The organism is Modestobacter sp. SYSU DS0511 (assembly GCF_054050755.1).
In genome coordinates this window covers 253,042-267,721 of the sequence record NZ_JBJGZY010000001.1, presented here as the reverse complement: position 1 = coordinate 267,721, position 14,680 = coordinate 253,042, and the positions used below count along the sequence as shown (strand labels likewise).

Annotated in this window: 11 protein-coding genes; 1 reads left to right on the top strand and 10 read right to left on the bottom strand. The window is 72.2% G+C overall.

Annotated features, from left to right (window positions below; all coding sequences use genetic code 11):
* Positions 1-108 precede the first annotated feature (108 nt).
* From prcA to ACI783_RS01245, 8 genes are all read right to left on the bottom strand, one after another.
* Positions 109-1,077, bottom strand: coding sequence for a proteasome subunit alpha (gene prcA / locus ACI783_RS01280; RefSeq protein ID WP_457138759.1), 969 nt, complete (start codon positions 1,075-1,077; stop codon positions 109-111).
* 4 nt (positions 1,078-1,081) lie between these two features.
* On the bottom strand, positions 1,082-1,924 hold the full coding sequence (gene prcB, locus ACI783_RS01275) for a proteasome subunit beta (RefSeq protein ID WP_457138758.1): 843 nt from the start codon (positions 1,922-1,924) through the stop codon (positions 1,082-1,084).
* Positions 1,925-2,084: 160 nt separating this feature from the next.
* Positions 2,085-2,729 (bottom strand): endonuclease VII domain-containing protein, encoded by a 645-nt coding sequence (locus tag ACI783_RS01270; RefSeq protein WP_457138757.1) that lies wholly within the window; start codon positions 2,727-2,729, stop codon positions 2,085-2,087.
* Between the two features lie 28 nt (positions 2,730-2,757).
* Positions 2,758-2,967: a ubiquitin-like protein Pup gene (locus ACI783_RS01265; protein WP_457082853.1), complete on the bottom strand. Its 210-nt coding sequence runs from the start codon at positions 2,965-2,967 to the stop codon at positions 2,758-2,760.
* Between the two features lie 229 nt (positions 2,968-3,196).
* Complete coding sequence (gene dop, locus ACI783_RS01260) at positions 3,197-4,702, bottom strand: depupylase/deamidase Dop (RefSeq protein ID WP_457138756.1); 1,506 nt, start codon at positions 4,700-4,702, stop codon at positions 3,197-3,199.
* A gap of 21 nt (positions 4,703-4,723) precedes the next feature.
* Positions 4,724-5,683 carry an NAD(P)-dependent alcohol dehydrogenase gene (locus ACI783_RS01255; protein ID WP_457138755.1) on the bottom strand — a complete coding sequence of 320 codons (960 nt, stop codon included), beginning with the start codon at positions 5,681-5,683 and terminating at the stop codon, positions 4,724-4,726.
* Between the two features lie 166 nt (positions 5,684-5,849).
* Positions 5,850-7,571 carry a proteasome ATPase gene (gene arc / locus ACI783_RS01250; RefSeq protein ID WP_457138754.1) on the bottom strand — a complete coding sequence of 574 codons (1,722 nt, stop codon included), beginning with the start codon at positions 7,569-7,571 and terminating at the stop codon, positions 5,850-5,852.
* A gap of 210 nt (positions 7,572-7,781) precedes the next feature.
* Positions 7,782-8,765: a tRNA (adenine-N1)-methyltransferase gene (locus ACI783_RS01245; RefSeq protein ID WP_457138753.1), complete on the bottom strand. Its 984-nt coding sequence runs from the start codon at positions 8,763-8,765 to the stop codon at positions 7,782-7,784.
* 85 nt (positions 8,766-8,850) lie between these two features.
* Here ACI783_RS01245 and ACI783_RS01240 point away from each other — a divergent pair, with 85 nt between their 5' ends.
* The gene (locus ACI783_RS01240; RefSeq protein ID WP_457138752.1) at positions 8,851-9,795 is read left to right on the top strand and encodes a RecB family exonuclease; all 945 of its coding nucleotides are present in this window, start codon (positions 8,851-8,853) and stop codon (positions 9,793-9,795) included.
* A gap of 232 nt (positions 9,796-10,027) precedes the next feature.
* Here ACI783_RS01240 and ACI783_RS01235 read toward each other — a convergent pair whose 3' ends face one another.
* On the bottom strand, positions 10,028-10,723 hold the full coding sequence (locus ACI783_RS01235; protein WP_457138751.1) for an HAD family hydrolase: 696 nt from the start codon (positions 10,721-10,723) through the stop codon (positions 10,028-10,030).
* Positions 10,720-14,490 carry a methionine synthase gene (gene metH / locus ACI783_RS01230; protein WP_457138750.1) on the bottom strand — a complete coding sequence of 1,257 codons (3,771 nt, stop codon included), beginning with the start codon at positions 14,488-14,490 and terminating at the stop codon, positions 10,720-10,722. Before metH ends, ACI783_RS01235 begins: the two co-directional genes overlap by 4 nt.
* Between the last annotated feature and the right edge of the window lie 190 nt (positions 14,491-14,680).

Below are 14,680 nucleotides of genomic sequence, written 5' to 3'. Positions count from 1 at the left end.
TGCCACCCCACCCCACCCCCCCCCCCCCCCCCCCCCCCCCCCCCCCCCCCCCCCCCCCCCCCCCCCCCCCCCCCCCCCCCCCCCCCCCCCCCCCCCCCCCCCCGCCGTTCACTGCTCGGTCGCGCCGTCGTCGTCCGCCGGCCGGGTGGCCGTGCCCTGGCCGCTGCCCTCGGTGCCACCGCCGCCGCCCTCGGTGCCGCCGCCGGCGCCGTCGGTGGTGGCCGGCTGGGCGGACGCCTCCTCGGTACCGCCCGCGGTGTCGACCGCCGAGGGGTCGCCGAGGCCGGCGGGGGTGCCCGGCGCGGGGGCGCTGGGCGCGTGCGCGTGACCGGCGGCCTCGACGGGCGCGGCGGGTTCAGGGGCGGGCTCGTTGCTGAGCAGCGCCCGCAGCGCGGCGCCGGTGACCCGGCGGAAGGCGCGCTTGGGGCGTCGCCGGTCGAGCACCGCGACCTCCAACTGCTCGGCCGGCAGCTGGTCATGGCCGCCGCCGTTGGCGCTGGTGGCCGGGCTGACCGCGGACAGTGCCTGGACGCCCACCCGCAGCGCCTCGGCCAGCCCCATGCCCGCGGTGAAGTGCTGGCGCAGGTTGCCGGTGACCGCCTCGGCCTGGCCGCCCATCACCACGAAGTCCGGCTCGTCGACGACCGAGCCGTCGAAAGTGAGCCGATACAGCTGGTCGCTGTCGGCGGTGTCGCCCACCTCGGCGACGCACAGCTCGACCTCGTAGGGCTTCATCTGCTCGGTGAAGATCGCCCCGAGGGTCTGCGCGTAGGCGTTGGCGACGATCCGGCCGGTGACGTCGCGCCGGTTGTAGGAGTAGCCGCGCACGTCGGCCAGCCGGACGCCGGCGACCCGGAGGCTCTCGAACTCCGAGTACCGGCCGACCGCGGCGAACCCGATCCGGTCGTAGATCTCGCCGACCTTGTGCAGCGTGGAGCTGGGGTTCTCGGCGATGAACAGCACACCGTCGTCGTAGGTGAGCACCGCGACGCTGCGGCCACGGGAGATGCCCTTGCGGGCGTACTCCGAGCGGTCGCGCATGACCTGCTCGGCGGAGGCGTAGTACGGCATCGTCATGGCGTCAGCCCTGCCCGTCCGTGACCGAGCGCTCCGCGACGATGGCCGCGGCGACGCTGGAGACCTCGTCGTCGGTGAGCCGCACCGCGCCCTCGGCGTCGACCCGGTAGACGATCGGGAACAGCTTGCGGACCATGTCCGGGCCGCCGGTGGCGGAGTCGTCGTCGGCTGCGTCGTAGAGCGCCTCGACGACGGTGCGGGTGGCGGCGTCGGCCGACAGTCCCGGGCGCCACGTCTTCTTCAGCGAGCTCCGGGCGAAGAGCGAGCCGGAGCCCACCGCCGTGTAGCCGCTTTCCTCGTAGTTGCCGCCGGTGACGTCGTAGCTGAAGATCCGGCCCGGGCTGGCGCCCTCGGCGGCGTCCAGGTCGTAGCCGGCGAACAGCGGGACGACCGCGAGGCCCTGCAGCGCCGCGCCGAGGTTGCCGCGGATCATCGCGGCCAGCCGGTTGGCCTTGCCGTCGAGGGACATCGTGACGCCCTCGATCTTCTCGTAGTGCTCGAGCTCGACCTGGTAGAGCCGGACCATCTCGATGGCGATGCCAGCGGCGCCGGCGATACCGATGACCGACCAGGAGTCGGCCGGGTAGACCTTCTCGATGTCGCGGCTGGAGATGAGGTTGCCCATGGTGGCCCGGCGGTCGCCGCCCATCAGCACGCCGCCGTCGTAGGTGGCCGCGACGATGGTGGTGCCGTGCGGAGCGAGGTCACCCATCGGCGTGCTGGGAAGCGTCCGGCGGCCGGGCAGCAGGTCGGGTGCGGTGGTGCCGAGGAAGTCGGTGAAGGAGGACCCGACCCGGTCCAGGTACGCGGGTGGGAACCCGCTCCGACCGGTTGCGAACTCGCTCACCCATCCGCCTCTCCTGCCGCCGTCCGGCGGCTGTCCGTGCTGCTCGCTGACCTGCACCGGCGTGGTCCACGCGGCGCGCGGCGCGCCGCCGACCCTACCGGCGAGCCGATCACCCTGCCGATGACCAACCGGTGCAGTGTGGTCGACCCGCCGGGAGGGCTCAGGCCGATGTGCGCATCGCCAGCCAGCGCACGTGTCCCGGGCTCCTGCCGTCGCCGCGAGACACCCCGCTGATCTGCCCTGGAGCCGCGCCGGCCGGCTGCTCGCGATGCCCTTCCACGTAGTCGGCGGCCGCCCTTAGGACCGTCGGGTCGTCGTGCAGCAGCCCCAGACCCTGGTTGCACCGTTGACAGAGCAGGGCCCTGACCCGGCCGGTCTGGTGGTCGTGGTCGAGGTGTTCTGGTGCGGACGCACTACAGATGGCACAGGCGTCTCCCTGGCCGGCTCGGAGCGCGGCCACCTCAGCTCGCGTCATCCCGTACTGCCGCTTCCAGTAGGCGTCGTTGCTCGACTTGCGGTGACACCTGAGACAGAGGCTCCCGAAGCCCGACCGCTGCCGGGAGTTCCGGGAGAACTCGCCGTGTGCCACAGCCTGTCGGCAACCGGGACACCAGCGGAAACCCTTGGGGATCCAGGAGTGGTCGCGCACGGTCTTACCGACGGCCACCCGCGACTGCCTGTACCACGCACCGTTGCGCCGGCGGTTGCAAGCCAGGCAGTAGCACGAGAGCCCGTCGGGGCGTGTGCGGTTCCGGCCGAACTCCCTGGTCGGCTTGTTCTCGCCGCAGTCGGGGCAGGTCTTCATGACAGGAATGACCAGGGTAGCGGACTGACTACTCTCCGCCCTTCTGCACGTAGGATTTCACGAACTCCTCGGCGTTCTCCTCGAGCACCCCGTCGATCTCGTCGAGGAGCGAGTCGACGTCGTCGGTCACTTCCTTGGTGCGCTCGCTCGCCTCGGTGTCGACCGAGGCCTCGACCTCGTCGGTCTCCTCGCGCGAACGCGTGGACCGCTGCTGCCCGCCGGTGTCCCTGGTGGCCATGTCACCCTCCTGAGCTGGTGTGGTGCGCTGCCGCAGAAGTTACCCGCGGGGTGTGACGGTTCGCCGCCGGTGCAACGCCGCACCGAGCGCGTGGTGGGTCGGAGTTCGTCCGTGAACGTGGTCGGTCAACGGTGGGGACCCACCTGAGGATCTAGTCGACCAGCTGGGGATAACGGTCGTACGGGCGTGACGGAGGAGCTGCCCGGCGGGGCCGAGCGGGCGGGCGGTGTCAGCCGCCGGTGATCGTGTCCACGAGCTCCGCGGCGGTCGAGGTCGACTCGAACAGCGCACCCACGTGCTCGCGGGTGCCGCGCAGGGGCTCCATCGTGGGGATCCGCACCAGGTTGTCCCGGCCCACGTCGAAGACCACCGAGTCCCACGAGGCCGCCGCCACCTGGGCCGGGTAGCGGCGCAGGCACTCGCCGCGGAAGTAGGCGCGGGTGTCCTCCGGCGGCGTCGTCATCGCCCGGGTGACCTCCTCGTCGGTGACCAGCCGCTGCATCGAACCGCGCGCCACCAGGCGGTGGTACAGGCCCTTGTCCGGCCGCACGTCGGAGTACTGCAGGTCGACCAGCTTCAGGCGCGCGTCCCCCCAGGCGAGGCCGTCACGCTGGCGGTAGCCCTCCAGCAGCCGCAGCTTGGCCGGCCAGTCGAGCTGGTCGGCCAGCAGCATCGGGTCGGTCTCCAGGTCGTCGAGCACCGACGCCCAGCGGCTGAGCACGTCGGCGGTCTGGGCGTCGTCGTCGCCCTGCGCGGCGACGAAGCGCTGTGCCATCGCGAGGTACTCCCGCTGCACCTCGACGGCGGTCAGCCGCCGGCCGTCACGCAGCCGCACCCGGTGGGTCAGCGACGGGTCGTGGCTGATCGCCTGCAACGCCTCGACCGGCTCCTCGATGGTCAGGTCGCGGTCCAGCGCCCGCGCCTCGATCATCGCCAGCACCAGCGCCGCCGTCCCGACCTTGAGGTAGGTGGACAGTTCGGCCAGGTTGGCGTCGCCGATGATCACGTGCAGCCGTCGGTACTCGTCGGGGTTCGCGTGCGGCTCGTCGCGGGTGTTGATGATCGGCCGCTTGAGCGTCGTCTCCAGACCGACCTCGACCTCGAAGAAGTCGGCGCGCTGGGACAGCTGGAACCCGTTGGTGCGCCCTTCGGTGCCGATCCCGACCCGGCCGGCCCCGGCGAACACCTGGCGGGTGACGAAGAACGGGATGAGCCCCTTGATGATGTCGATGAACGGCGTCCGCCGGTCCATCAGGTAGTTCTCGTGCGCCCCGTACGAGGCGCCCTTGCCGTCGGTGTTGTTCTTGTACAGCTGGATGGGCTGGGTGCCGGGCACCCGCGCCGCCCGGTGGGCCGCCTCGGCCATGATCCGCTCCCCCGCCTTGTCCCAGAGGACGACGTCTCGCGGGCTGGTCACCTCCGGCGTCGAGTACTCCGGGTGCGCGTGGTCGACGTACAGCCGGGCGCCGTTGGTCAGGATGACGTTGGCCATCCCGGAGTCCTCGTCGGGGTCGTTGTGGTCCAGCGCGGTCGCCGGGGAGAGGTCGAACCCGCGGGCGTCGCGCAGCGGCGACTCCTCCTCGAAGTCCCAGCGCGGGCGGCGGGGCACCGGCGCCTCGGCCACCGCCCAGGCGTTCACGACCTGGCTGGACAGCGTGGTCGGGTTCGCCCCCGGCTGCCCGGGCACCGAGATGCCGTACTCCAGCTCGGTCCCCATGACCCGTCGCACGCTCATGGGCTCAGGTTAGGCGGCCCGCTACAGGGCGACGACGGCCTTGCCGCGTACCAGCCCGCGCTCCAGGTCGCGCATGGCCCGGGGTACGTCACCCAGGGCGATGGTCCGGTCGAGGGCCGGGGTCACCTGACCGTTGCCGACGTACTCCCGGACGGCCTCCAGGTCGGCCCGTCGCGCGGTGGAGACGAAGAACCTCATCCGCTGGCGGAGGACCAGGGACCACAGCACAGCACGGAGCTGGCGGTCCAGCCCGCCCGTCCAGCGCCCACCACCCTCGCCGCCGACGATGACCAGCGTCCCCCGGGGGGTCAGGAGCCGCCGCAGCCGGCGCAGCGTGCGGTTCCCTGCGATGTCGAGGACGAGGTCGTACCGTCCGGTGAGCTCTTCCTGGGTGTAGTCGATGACCTCGTCCGCGCCGAGTGACCGGACCAGCTCCACCTTCGGGGTGCTGCAGACGCCGGTGACCTGGGCGCCGAACGCCGCGGCCAGCTGCACGGCGTACGTACCGACGCCGCCGCCGGCACCGATCACCAGCACCCGCTGCCCCGGCTGCACCCGGCCCTGGTCGCGCAGCGCCTGGAGCGCCGTGACCGAGGAGGACGGCAGCGCCGCCGCCTGCGCGAAGCCCAGCTCCGCCGGCTTCCTGGTGCAGCGGTCGCCGGGCACGGCCGCGTACTCGGCGAACGAGCCGCTGCAGCTGCCGAACACCTCGTCGCCCGGCTGCGCACCGGTCACCTCGTCGCCCACCGCCACGACCGTCCCGGCGACGTCCACGCCCAGGAGCCGTGTCCGCGGGCGGCGCAACCCGGTTCCCAGGCGCAGCAGGTACGGCGTACCGGTCATCAGGTGCCACACCCCGCGGTCGATGCCGGCCGCCCGGACCCGCACGAGCACCTCGTGCGCGCGGATCGGCGGCTCGTCGACGTCCGCCACGGCCAGGACGTCCGCCGCGCCGTACCTCTCCCGCACGATCGCCTTCACGGGTCGGTCCTCTCCTGGTCGGGTGCGGGGAGAGCCCTTCCGGACACGGAGGAAGGTAGAGACTGATCACCACGGTGCCAAGGGCACTCGGCCGCACCTGACGGGTGGACGACGGACGGCCCGGCTCCCGTGCGGGGGCCGGGCCGTCGCTGGGCTGGTCGGGTGGTTACAGGTACTGGCCGGTGTTGGTCGCGGTGTCGATGGCGCGGCCGCTGTCGGCGCCCTTGCCGGAGATCAGCGTGCGGATGTAGACGATCCGCTCGCCCTTCTTGCCCGAGATCCGCGCCCAGTCGTCGGGGTTGGTGGTGTTGGGCAGGTCCTCGTTCTCCTTGAACTCGTCGACGCAGGCGGCCATCAGATGCCCCACGCGCAGGCCTCCGGTGCCGGTCTCCAGACGGTCCTTGATCGCCATCTTCTTCGCCCGGTCGACGATGTTCTGCAGCATCGCCCCGGAGTTGAAGTCCTTGAAGTACAGGACCTCCTTGTCACCGTTGGCGTAGGTGACCTCCAGGAACCGGTTGTCCTCGGTCTCGGAGTACATCCGCTCGACGGTGGACTGGATCATCCCGGCGATGGTCGCCTCGCGGCTGCCACCGTGCTCGGCCAGGTCGTCGGCGTGGATCGGCAGCGTCGTCGTCAGGTACTTGCTGAAGATGTCCCGCGCCGCCTCGGCGTCCGGCCGCTCGATCTTGATCTTCACGTCGAGCCGGCCGGGCCGGAGGATCGCCGGGTCGATCATGTCCTCCCGGTTGGAGGCGCCGATGACGATGACGTTCTCCAGACCCTCGACGCCGTCGATCTCGCTGAGCAGCTGCGGCACGATCGTCGACTCGACGTCGGAGGAGACCCCCGACCCGCGGGTGCGGAAGATCGAGTCCATCTCGTCGAAGAACACGATGACCGGCGTGCCCTCGCTGGCCTTCTCCCGGGCCCGCTGGAACACCAGCCGGATGTGCCGCTCGGTCTCGCCCACGTACTTGTTGAGCAGCTCCGGGCCCTTGATGTTGAGGAAGTAGGACCGGCCCTGGCTGGTGTCGGCGTCGCCGCGCACCTCGGCGACCTTCTTGGCCAGCGAGTTGGCCACCGCCTTGGCGATCAGCGTCTTCCCGCAGCCGGGCGGTCCGTACAGCAGAATGCCCTTGGGCGGGCGGAGCTCGTACTCGCGGAACAGGTCGGCGTGCAGGAACGGCAGCTCGACGGCGTCGCGGATCTGCTCGATCTGCCGGCCCAGGCCACCGATGTCCTCGTAGTCGATGTCGGGGACCTCTTCGAGGATGAGCTCCTCGACCTCGCTCTTGGGGATCCGCTCGTACACGTAGCCGGAGCGGTTCTCCAGCAGCAGCGAGTCGCCGCTGCGCAGCGGCTGCCCCTCCAGCGAGTCGGCCAGGCGCACCACCCGCTCGTCGTCGGTGTGGCCGATGACCAGCGCCCGGCGCGGCTCACCGGCCACCGGCTCGAGCAGCTCCTTGAGGGTGACGACGTCACCGGCGCGCTCGAACCCGCGCGCGGCGACGACGTTCATCGCCTCGTTGAGCATGACCTCCTGGCCGTGCATCAGCTCGCCGAGGACGACGTCCGGGGACACCGACACGCGCAGCTTGCGGCCACCGGTGAACACGTCGACCGTGCCGTCGTCGAAGCGCTCCAGGAAGACGCCGTAGCCCGACGGCGGCTGGCCGAGGCGCTCGATCTCCTCCTTCAGCGTGACCAGCTGCTCGCGCGCCTCGCGCAGCGTGCCGGCCAGCTTGTCGTTGCGCTCGGAGAGGAAGGCCGCACGGCCCTCCGCCTCGGCGAGCCGTTCCTCCAGCGCACGCACGTGGCGCGGGCTGTCGGTCACCTTGCGCCGCAGGAGGGCGATCTCCTCCTCGAGGTAGGAGATCTGGTTCACCAGGGAGGCGACGTCACGCTCACGCCGCGCTCGGAACTCGTCAGGACCAGTGCCAGGACCGAGGCCCATCACGCACCTCCGCACACTCGGGGGGAGCCAGGGAGCCAATCTATACACGCGGGAGGTGACGGCGCCGCACGCTCGGAACGGCCGCGCACGATGGGTCCGGACGTCATCCCCCCGACACGTGCCGGCCCTGTCGGCCCCGGGTCAGGCGAGCTTCTTGCGCCGCTGCCTCATCGGCGCGACGGCGCCCTCGGCCAGCCGGCGGGCGGTGACCAGGAAGGCGGTGTGCGCGACCATCCGGTGCTCGGGTCGTACCGCCAGGCCCTCGGCGTGCCAGGGGCGCAGCATCGTCTCCCAGGCGTACGGCTCGGTCCAGACACCCTGGGCCCGCAGCGCCTCCACGTAGGCCGACAGCTGGGTGGTGGTGGCGACGTAACCGATCAGCACGCCCCCGGGGCGCAGCGCGGCGGCGACGGTGGGCAGCACCGCCCACGGCTCCAGCATGTCGAGCACCACCCGGTCGACGACCTCCGCGGCCGGGTGGTCGGCGAGGTCGCCCAGCCGCAGCGACCAGTTGGCCGGCACCTCGCCGAAGAAGGCGCCGACGTTCCCGCGCGCGACGTCGGCGAAGTCCTCGCGCCGCTCGTAGCTGGTGAGGCTGCCGGTCGAGCCGACGGCGCGCAGCAGCGAGCACGACAGCGCGCCGGAACCGGCGCCGGCCTCCAGCACGCGCATGCCCGGGCCGACGTCGCCGAACCCGACGATCTGCGCGGCGTCCTTGGGGTAGATCACCTGCGCGCCGCGGGGCATCGAGAGCACGAAGTCGGCCAGCAGCGGGCGCAGCGCAAGGTAGCCGGTGTTCGCCGTCGAGTGCACCACCGAGCCCTCCGGCGCGCCGATCAGGTCGTCGTGGCTGATCGCGCCACGGTGGGTGTGGAACTCCTTGCCGGGCTCCAGGACGACGGTGTGGTGCCGGCCCTTGGGGTCGGTGAGCTGGACCCGGTCCCCCACCTGGAAGGCCCCCTCCACCGGCTCCGCCGGCGGGACCTCGCCGGCGACGACCGGCTCCAGCGGCGCCTCCGCGAGCGCCTCGCCGACGGCGGAGCCCGCGGCCGGCGCCTCCGCCGGGCCGTCCGGGGCCAGATCCAGCGGGTGCTCGTCCTGCGGGTGTTCCTGCTCTGCGCTCACGGGAGGCGAGGGTACGGACGCCGATCCGGGCGACCTGCGGCGCGGACACTCGGAACTGTCAGAGCAGCGACCTAGCCTCGCTGACATGACCGTGACGGTGGAGACGGACCAGTCCGCGACCGGGCCGGGGCCCGGGTCCCCGACGGAACGGACGACGGCGGCCGACACCGCGCCCCGGCGTCCGTCGCTGTCCCCCTCCCGGGCGGCCGACTTCAAGTCCTGCCCGCTGCTCTACCGGTTCCGCACCATCGACCGGCTGCCGGAGAAGAAGTCGAAGGCGGCGGTCCGCGGCACGCTCGTGCACGCCGTCCTGGAGCGGCTGTACGACCTGCCCGCGGCCGAGCGCACGGCCGAGGCTGCCCGCGCGCTGGTGGAGCCGGCCTGGGCGGAGCTGCGCGACGAGCCGGGCGTCGTCGAGCTGTTCGAGGTGCCGGCGGGGCAGGAGGCGCCCGCGGCGGAGAGCCTCGAGGCGTGGCTGGACTCGGCCGGTGAACTGGTCGAGACCTACTTCCGGCTGGAGGACCCGACCCGCATCCAGCCGCACGGCCGGGAGGAGCTGGTCGAGGTCACCCTCCCCGACGGGCTGCTGCTGCGCGGGTACGTCGACCGGCTCGACGTCGCCCCGACCGGGGCGCTGCGGGTGGTCGACTACAAGACCGGTGGCGTGCCGCGGGAGGCCTTCGAGGCCAAGGCGCTGTTCCAGATGAAGTTCTACGCACTCGTGCTGTGGCGCACCCGGGGCGTGATCGCCGCGCAGCTCAAGCTGCTCTACCTCAAGGACGGCGACGCGCTCACCTACGCCCCCGACGAGGCGGAGCTGGTCCGGTTCGAGCGGACCCTGCAGGCGATCTGGGCGGCGATCGAGCGCGCCGTGGCCACCGGTGACTTCCGGGCCAACAAGAGCCGGCTGTGCAGCTGGTGCGACCACCAGGCGCTGTGCCCGGCCTTCGGCGGCACTCCCCCGCCGTTCCCGGTCGAGGCCGCCGCAGCCGCCGGCTGGCGCACCACCCTCCCCGTCACGCCCGTCTGAACGTCGCCGAGATCCTGACGAGCCCTGGCCCACCGACGTTCGAGGGTCGCCGTTGCCGGCGGTGGCCGTCGACCAACGCCTGAAGCCCGCCGCCCGCCTGATCGCGGCGCAGGGGTGCGTCCGGGCCACCGTGTTGGCCTCACACGCATCGGTCGTGTCGCAGTAACGACGTGTCGGGTCGCCGTCGCATCGCCACCAGGCCGCCGCGCGACCGCTCGGTCCGCGCAGGAGATCAGGCGGGTCGGCGGCCGACGAGTGCGTCCAGCTGCGCCAGCGACAGGCCGGTCAAGCTGGACCTCAGGGTGAGCCCGTCGCGTGGGTCCAGTGACTGCAACGAAGGGATGGCGAGCACCGTGGCACCGGCCGCGAGCCCCGCGGTGACGCCCACCTCCGAGTCCTCCACGACCACCACCTGGTCGGCGGTCACCCCGAGCGCCGCCATCGCCTGCCGGTACGGCGCGGGGTCGGGTTTGCGGGCAGGCACCTCGTCGCCGCACACGGTGACGTCGAACGGGGACCCACCGAGGTCCTCGGTGATCCGGTCGAGCACCAGCGCGGCCACCCGACGCGGGGTGGTGGTCACCAGCGCCGTCGCCAGCCCGGCCGCCCGCACCTCGACGAGCAGCTCGCGCGCCCCGGGACGCCAGGGGATGCCCCGGACGGTCATCAGCCGGGCGGTCTCGTCCTCGACCCAGCGGGCGTCCGCCGCCCACTCCGCGGTCGACCGCTCGACCCCGAGGTCGGCGTACAGGACGCCTATCGACACGGACATGCTGGTGCCGACCGTCTGCTCCCGGCCGGCCGCGGAGAACGCGCCCCCGAGCTCGGCGGCGAGCGAGTCCATCGCCTCGCCCCACAGCTCCTCCGTCGCCACCAGCGTGCCGTCCATGTCGAACAGCACTGCTCGCACGGTGCTGGGGCCCGTCATTCGTCGACGGTCCGGTAGCCGAGGTTCGGCGACAGCCACCGCTCGGCCTCGGCGACCGTCCAGCCCTTGCGCCGGGCGTAGTCCTCGACCTGGTCCCGACCCACCCGGCCCAGCACGAAGTACCGCGACTCGGGGTGGGAGAAGTACAGCCCGCTGACCGCGGCGCCCGGCCACATCGCCATGCTCTCGGTCAGCTGGATGCCGGTGACCGCCTCCACGTCGAGCAGGTCCCAGATCGTCTGCTTCTCGGTGTGCTCCGGGCAGGCGGGGTAGCCCGGCGCCGGCCGGATGCCCCGGTACCGCTCGGCGATCAGCGCGTCGTTGTCCAGGCCCTCCTCGGGCGCATAGCCCCAGAACTCGGTGCGCACCCGCTCGTGCAGCCGCTCGGCGAACGCCTCGGCCAGCCGGTCGGCCAGCGCCTCCAGCATGATCGCGCTGTAGTCGTCGTTGGCCTCCTTGAACGCCGCCACCCGCTCCGCGGCGCCCAGTCCGGCGGTGACCGCGAAGGCGCCGACGTGGTCGGCCAGCCCGGTCCCGGCCGGTGCGACGAAGTCGGCCAGCGACTTCCGCGGCGCGCCGTCCCGGCCCTCGGTCTGCTGGCGCAGCTGGTGCAGCGTGGCGCGGACCTCGGTGCGGGACTCGTCGGCGTAGACGGCGATGTCCTCGCCCTCCACCTGGTTGGCCGGGAACAGGCCGAACACCCCGTTGGCGCGCAGCCATCGCTCGTCGACGATCCGGTCGAGCATCTCCTGCGCGTCGGCGTACAGCCGGCGGGCGGCGTCGGCGGTGGTGGGGTTGTGCAGGATGTCGGGGAACCGGCCGCGCATCTCCCATGCGTTGAAGAACGGCTGCCAGTCGATGTACTCGCGCAGCTCGGCCAGCGGGTGGTCGGCGAAGTGCCGGACGAACCCGGAGCCGCTCCCCGACTGCAGCATCCGCGGCTGCGGCGGGTCGTAGGCCGACCAGTCGATCGGCGTGGCGGCCTGCCGGGCCACCGCCAGCGGGAGCAGCGCCCGGGTGTCGGTCCGGGCGGCGTGCCGCTCCCGCAGCGCCGCGTAGTCGGCGTCGGTCTCGGCCAGCAGCGCCGGGCGCTGCTCGTCGGACAGCAGCGCCGCCACCACCGGCACCGACCGCGAGGCGTCCTTCACCCAGATGACCGGGCCGTGGTACCGCTCGGCCACCTTGACCGCGGTGTGCGCGCGGGAGGTGGTCGCGCCGCCGATGAGCAGCGGGATGTCGAAACCCTGGCGCTCCATCTCCGACGCCAGGTTCACCATCTCGTCCAGCGACGGCGTGATCAGCCCGGAGACGCCGATGACGTCGGCACCGTGCTCCTTCGCGGCGTCCAGCACCTGCTGCCCGGGCACCATCACGCCGAGGTCGACGACGTCGTAGTTGTTGCACTGCAGGACGACGCCGACGATGTTCTTGCCGATGTCGTGGACGTCGCCCTTCACGGTGGCCATGACGACCGTGCCGTTGCTGCGCTCGACGTCTCCGGGCTGCTTCTCCGCCTCGATGAACGGGATCAGGTGGGCGACGGCCTTCTTCATCACCCGCGCGGACTTGACCACCTGCGGCAGGAACATCTTGCCGGCCCCGAACAGATCACCGACGACGTTCATGCCGTCCATCAGCGGGCCCTCGATCACCTCGATCGGGCGGCCGCCGCGGGCGCGGATCTCCTGGCGCAGCTCCTCGGTGTCGTCCTCGACGAAGGCGTCGATGCCCTTGACCAGCGCGTGGGTGATCCGCTCGGCCACCGGCAGCGATCGCCACTCCTCGGACGCGACCTCCTGCACCGAACCGTCCCCGGCGAAGTCCCCGGCGATCTCCAGCAGCCGCTCGGTGCTGTCCGGGCGGCGGTTGAGGACGACGTCCTCGATCCGCTCGCGCAGCAGCTCGGGCACCTCGTCGTAGACCTCCAGCTGCCCGGCGTTGACGATCGCCATGTCCAGGCCGGCCCGGATGGCGTGGTACAGGAAGACGGCGTGGATCGCCTCGCGGACCTTGTTGTTGCCGCGGAAGGAGAACGAGACGTTGGAGATGCCGCCGGAGACGAGCGCGCCGGGCAGGTTCTGCTTGATCCAGCGGGTCGCCTCGATGAACGCCAGCCCGTAGTCGGCGTGCTCCTCGATGCCGGTGGCGACGGCGAAGACGTTCGGGTCGAAGATGACGTCCTCGGCCGGGAACCCGACCTCCTCGGTCAGGAGGTCGTAGGCGCGCCGGCAGATCTGCTTGCGGCGTTCCAGGGTGTCGGCCTGGCCGTCCTCGTCGAACGCCATGACGACCACCGCGGCGCCGTACTTGCGGCACAGCCGGGCCTCCCGGACGAACTCCTCCTCGCCGTTCTTCATCGAGATGGAGTTGACGATCGCCTTGCCCTGGACGTTCTTGAGCCCGGCCTCGATGACGTCCCACTTCGAGGAGTCGATCATCGCCGGGACGCGCGAGATGTCCGGCTCGGCGGCGATGAGCTTGGTGAAGCGGTCCATCGCCTCGACGCCGTCGATCATCCCCTCGTCCATGTTGATGTCGATGACCTGCGCGCCGGCCTCGACCTGCTGGCGGGCGACGGCCAGGGCAGCCGGGTAGTCACCCGCCTTGATCAGGTTCCGGAAGCGGGCCGAGCCGGTGATGTTGGTGCGCTCCCCCACGTTGACGAACAGTGAGTGCTCGTCGACCGTGACCGGCTCCAGGCCGGACAGCCGCAGCGCCGGACCGACCTCGACCGGGGTGCGCGGCGCCTTGCCCTCGACCGCCCGGGCGATCGCCGCGATGTGCGCCGGGGTGGTGCCGCAGCAGCCGCCGACCAGGTTCACGAAGCCGGCGGCGGCGAACTCCTCGAGGACGGCGGCGGTCTCCTCGGGCGCCTCGTCGTACTCACCGAAGGCGTTGGGCAGCCCGGCGTTCGGGTAGCAGGAGACGAACGTGTCGGCGACCCGGGCGACCTCGGCGACGTAGGGCCGCATCTCCTTGGCGCCCAACGCGCAGTTGAGCCCCACCAGCAGTGGCTCGACGTGCCGGACCGAGTGCCAGAACGCCTCCGTGACCTGGCCGGACAACGTGCGGCCGGAGGCGTCGGTGATCGTGCCGGAGATCATCACCGGCCAGCGGCGGCCGTGCCGCTCGAACAGCGTCTCCAGGGCGAAGATCGCCGCCTTGGCGTTGAGCGTGTCGAACACCGTCTCGACGAGCAGCACGTCGGAGCCGCCGTCGACCAGCCCGCCGGCCTGCTCCAGGTAGGCCTCGACGAGCCCGTCGTAGGTGACGTTGCGGGCGCCCGGGTCGTTCACGTCCGGGGAGATGGACGCCGTCCGGCTGGTCGGGCCGATGGCACCGACGACGTAGCGGGGCTGGTGCGGCGTCCGCGCGGTCATCTCGTCGCAGGCGGCGCGGGCCAGCCGGGCCGCGGCAAGGTTCAGCTCGTAGGCGAGGTCGGCCATGCCGTAGTCGCCCAGCGAGATGCTGGTGGCGTTGAACGTGTTGGTCTCGATCAGGTCCGCGCCGGCCTCGAGGTACTCGCGGTGGATGCCGGTGATGATCGCCGGGGCGGTGATGCTCAGCAGGTCGTTGTTGCCCTGCACGTCGGTGGGCCAGTCGGCGAACCGCTCGCCGCGGTAGCCGGCCTCGGAGGGCCGGTCACGCTGGATCGCCGTCCCCATCGCGCCGTCCAGGACGACGATGCGCCGTCGGAGCAGGTCGCTCAGCTCCGAGGTGGCGTCGGGGCGGTGGGAGGCGGCAGCGGGCACAGCGGAGTCGGGCACGGCGGTCCTCGGGGAGGTCGTTCGGTCACGGTCACGAACGCGTCCGGCGCCAGGGCCCTGGCAACTCCGACGGGCGGCGGTGCCTCGTCGTCCTCGAACAGCCCGTCCATGATGGCACCTCGACGCCGCCGGGTGGTGACGGAGGCCACGCGTCGTGTCCGCGGCCCGCTGCGCCGCCGGTGCCGGTGGC

Coding starts and splice junctions, on each gene's coding strand:
- prcA (WP_457138759.1), bottom strand. CDS start 1,077: ATGACGATGCCGTACTACGCCTCCGCCGAGCAGGTCATGCGCGACCGC.
- ACI783_RS01270 (WP_457138757.1), bottom strand. CDS start 2,729: ATGAAGACCTGCCCCGACTGCGGCGAGAACAAGCCGACCAGGGAGTTC.
- ACI783_RS01265 (WP_457082853.1), bottom strand. CDS start 2,967: ATGGCCACCAGGGACACCGGCGGGCAGCAGCGGTCCACGCGTTCGCGC.
- dop (WP_457138756.1), bottom strand. CDS start 4,702: ATGAGCGTGCGACGGGTCATGGGGACCGAGCTGGAGTACGGCATCTCG.
- ACI783_RS01240 (WP_457138752.1), top strand. CDS start 8,851: ATGACCGTGACGGTGGAGACGGACCAGTCCGCGACCGGGCCGGGGCCC.
- ACI783_RS01235 (WP_457138751.1), bottom strand. CDS start 10,723: ATGACGGGCCCCAGCACCGTGCGAGCAGTGCTGTTCGACATGGACGGC.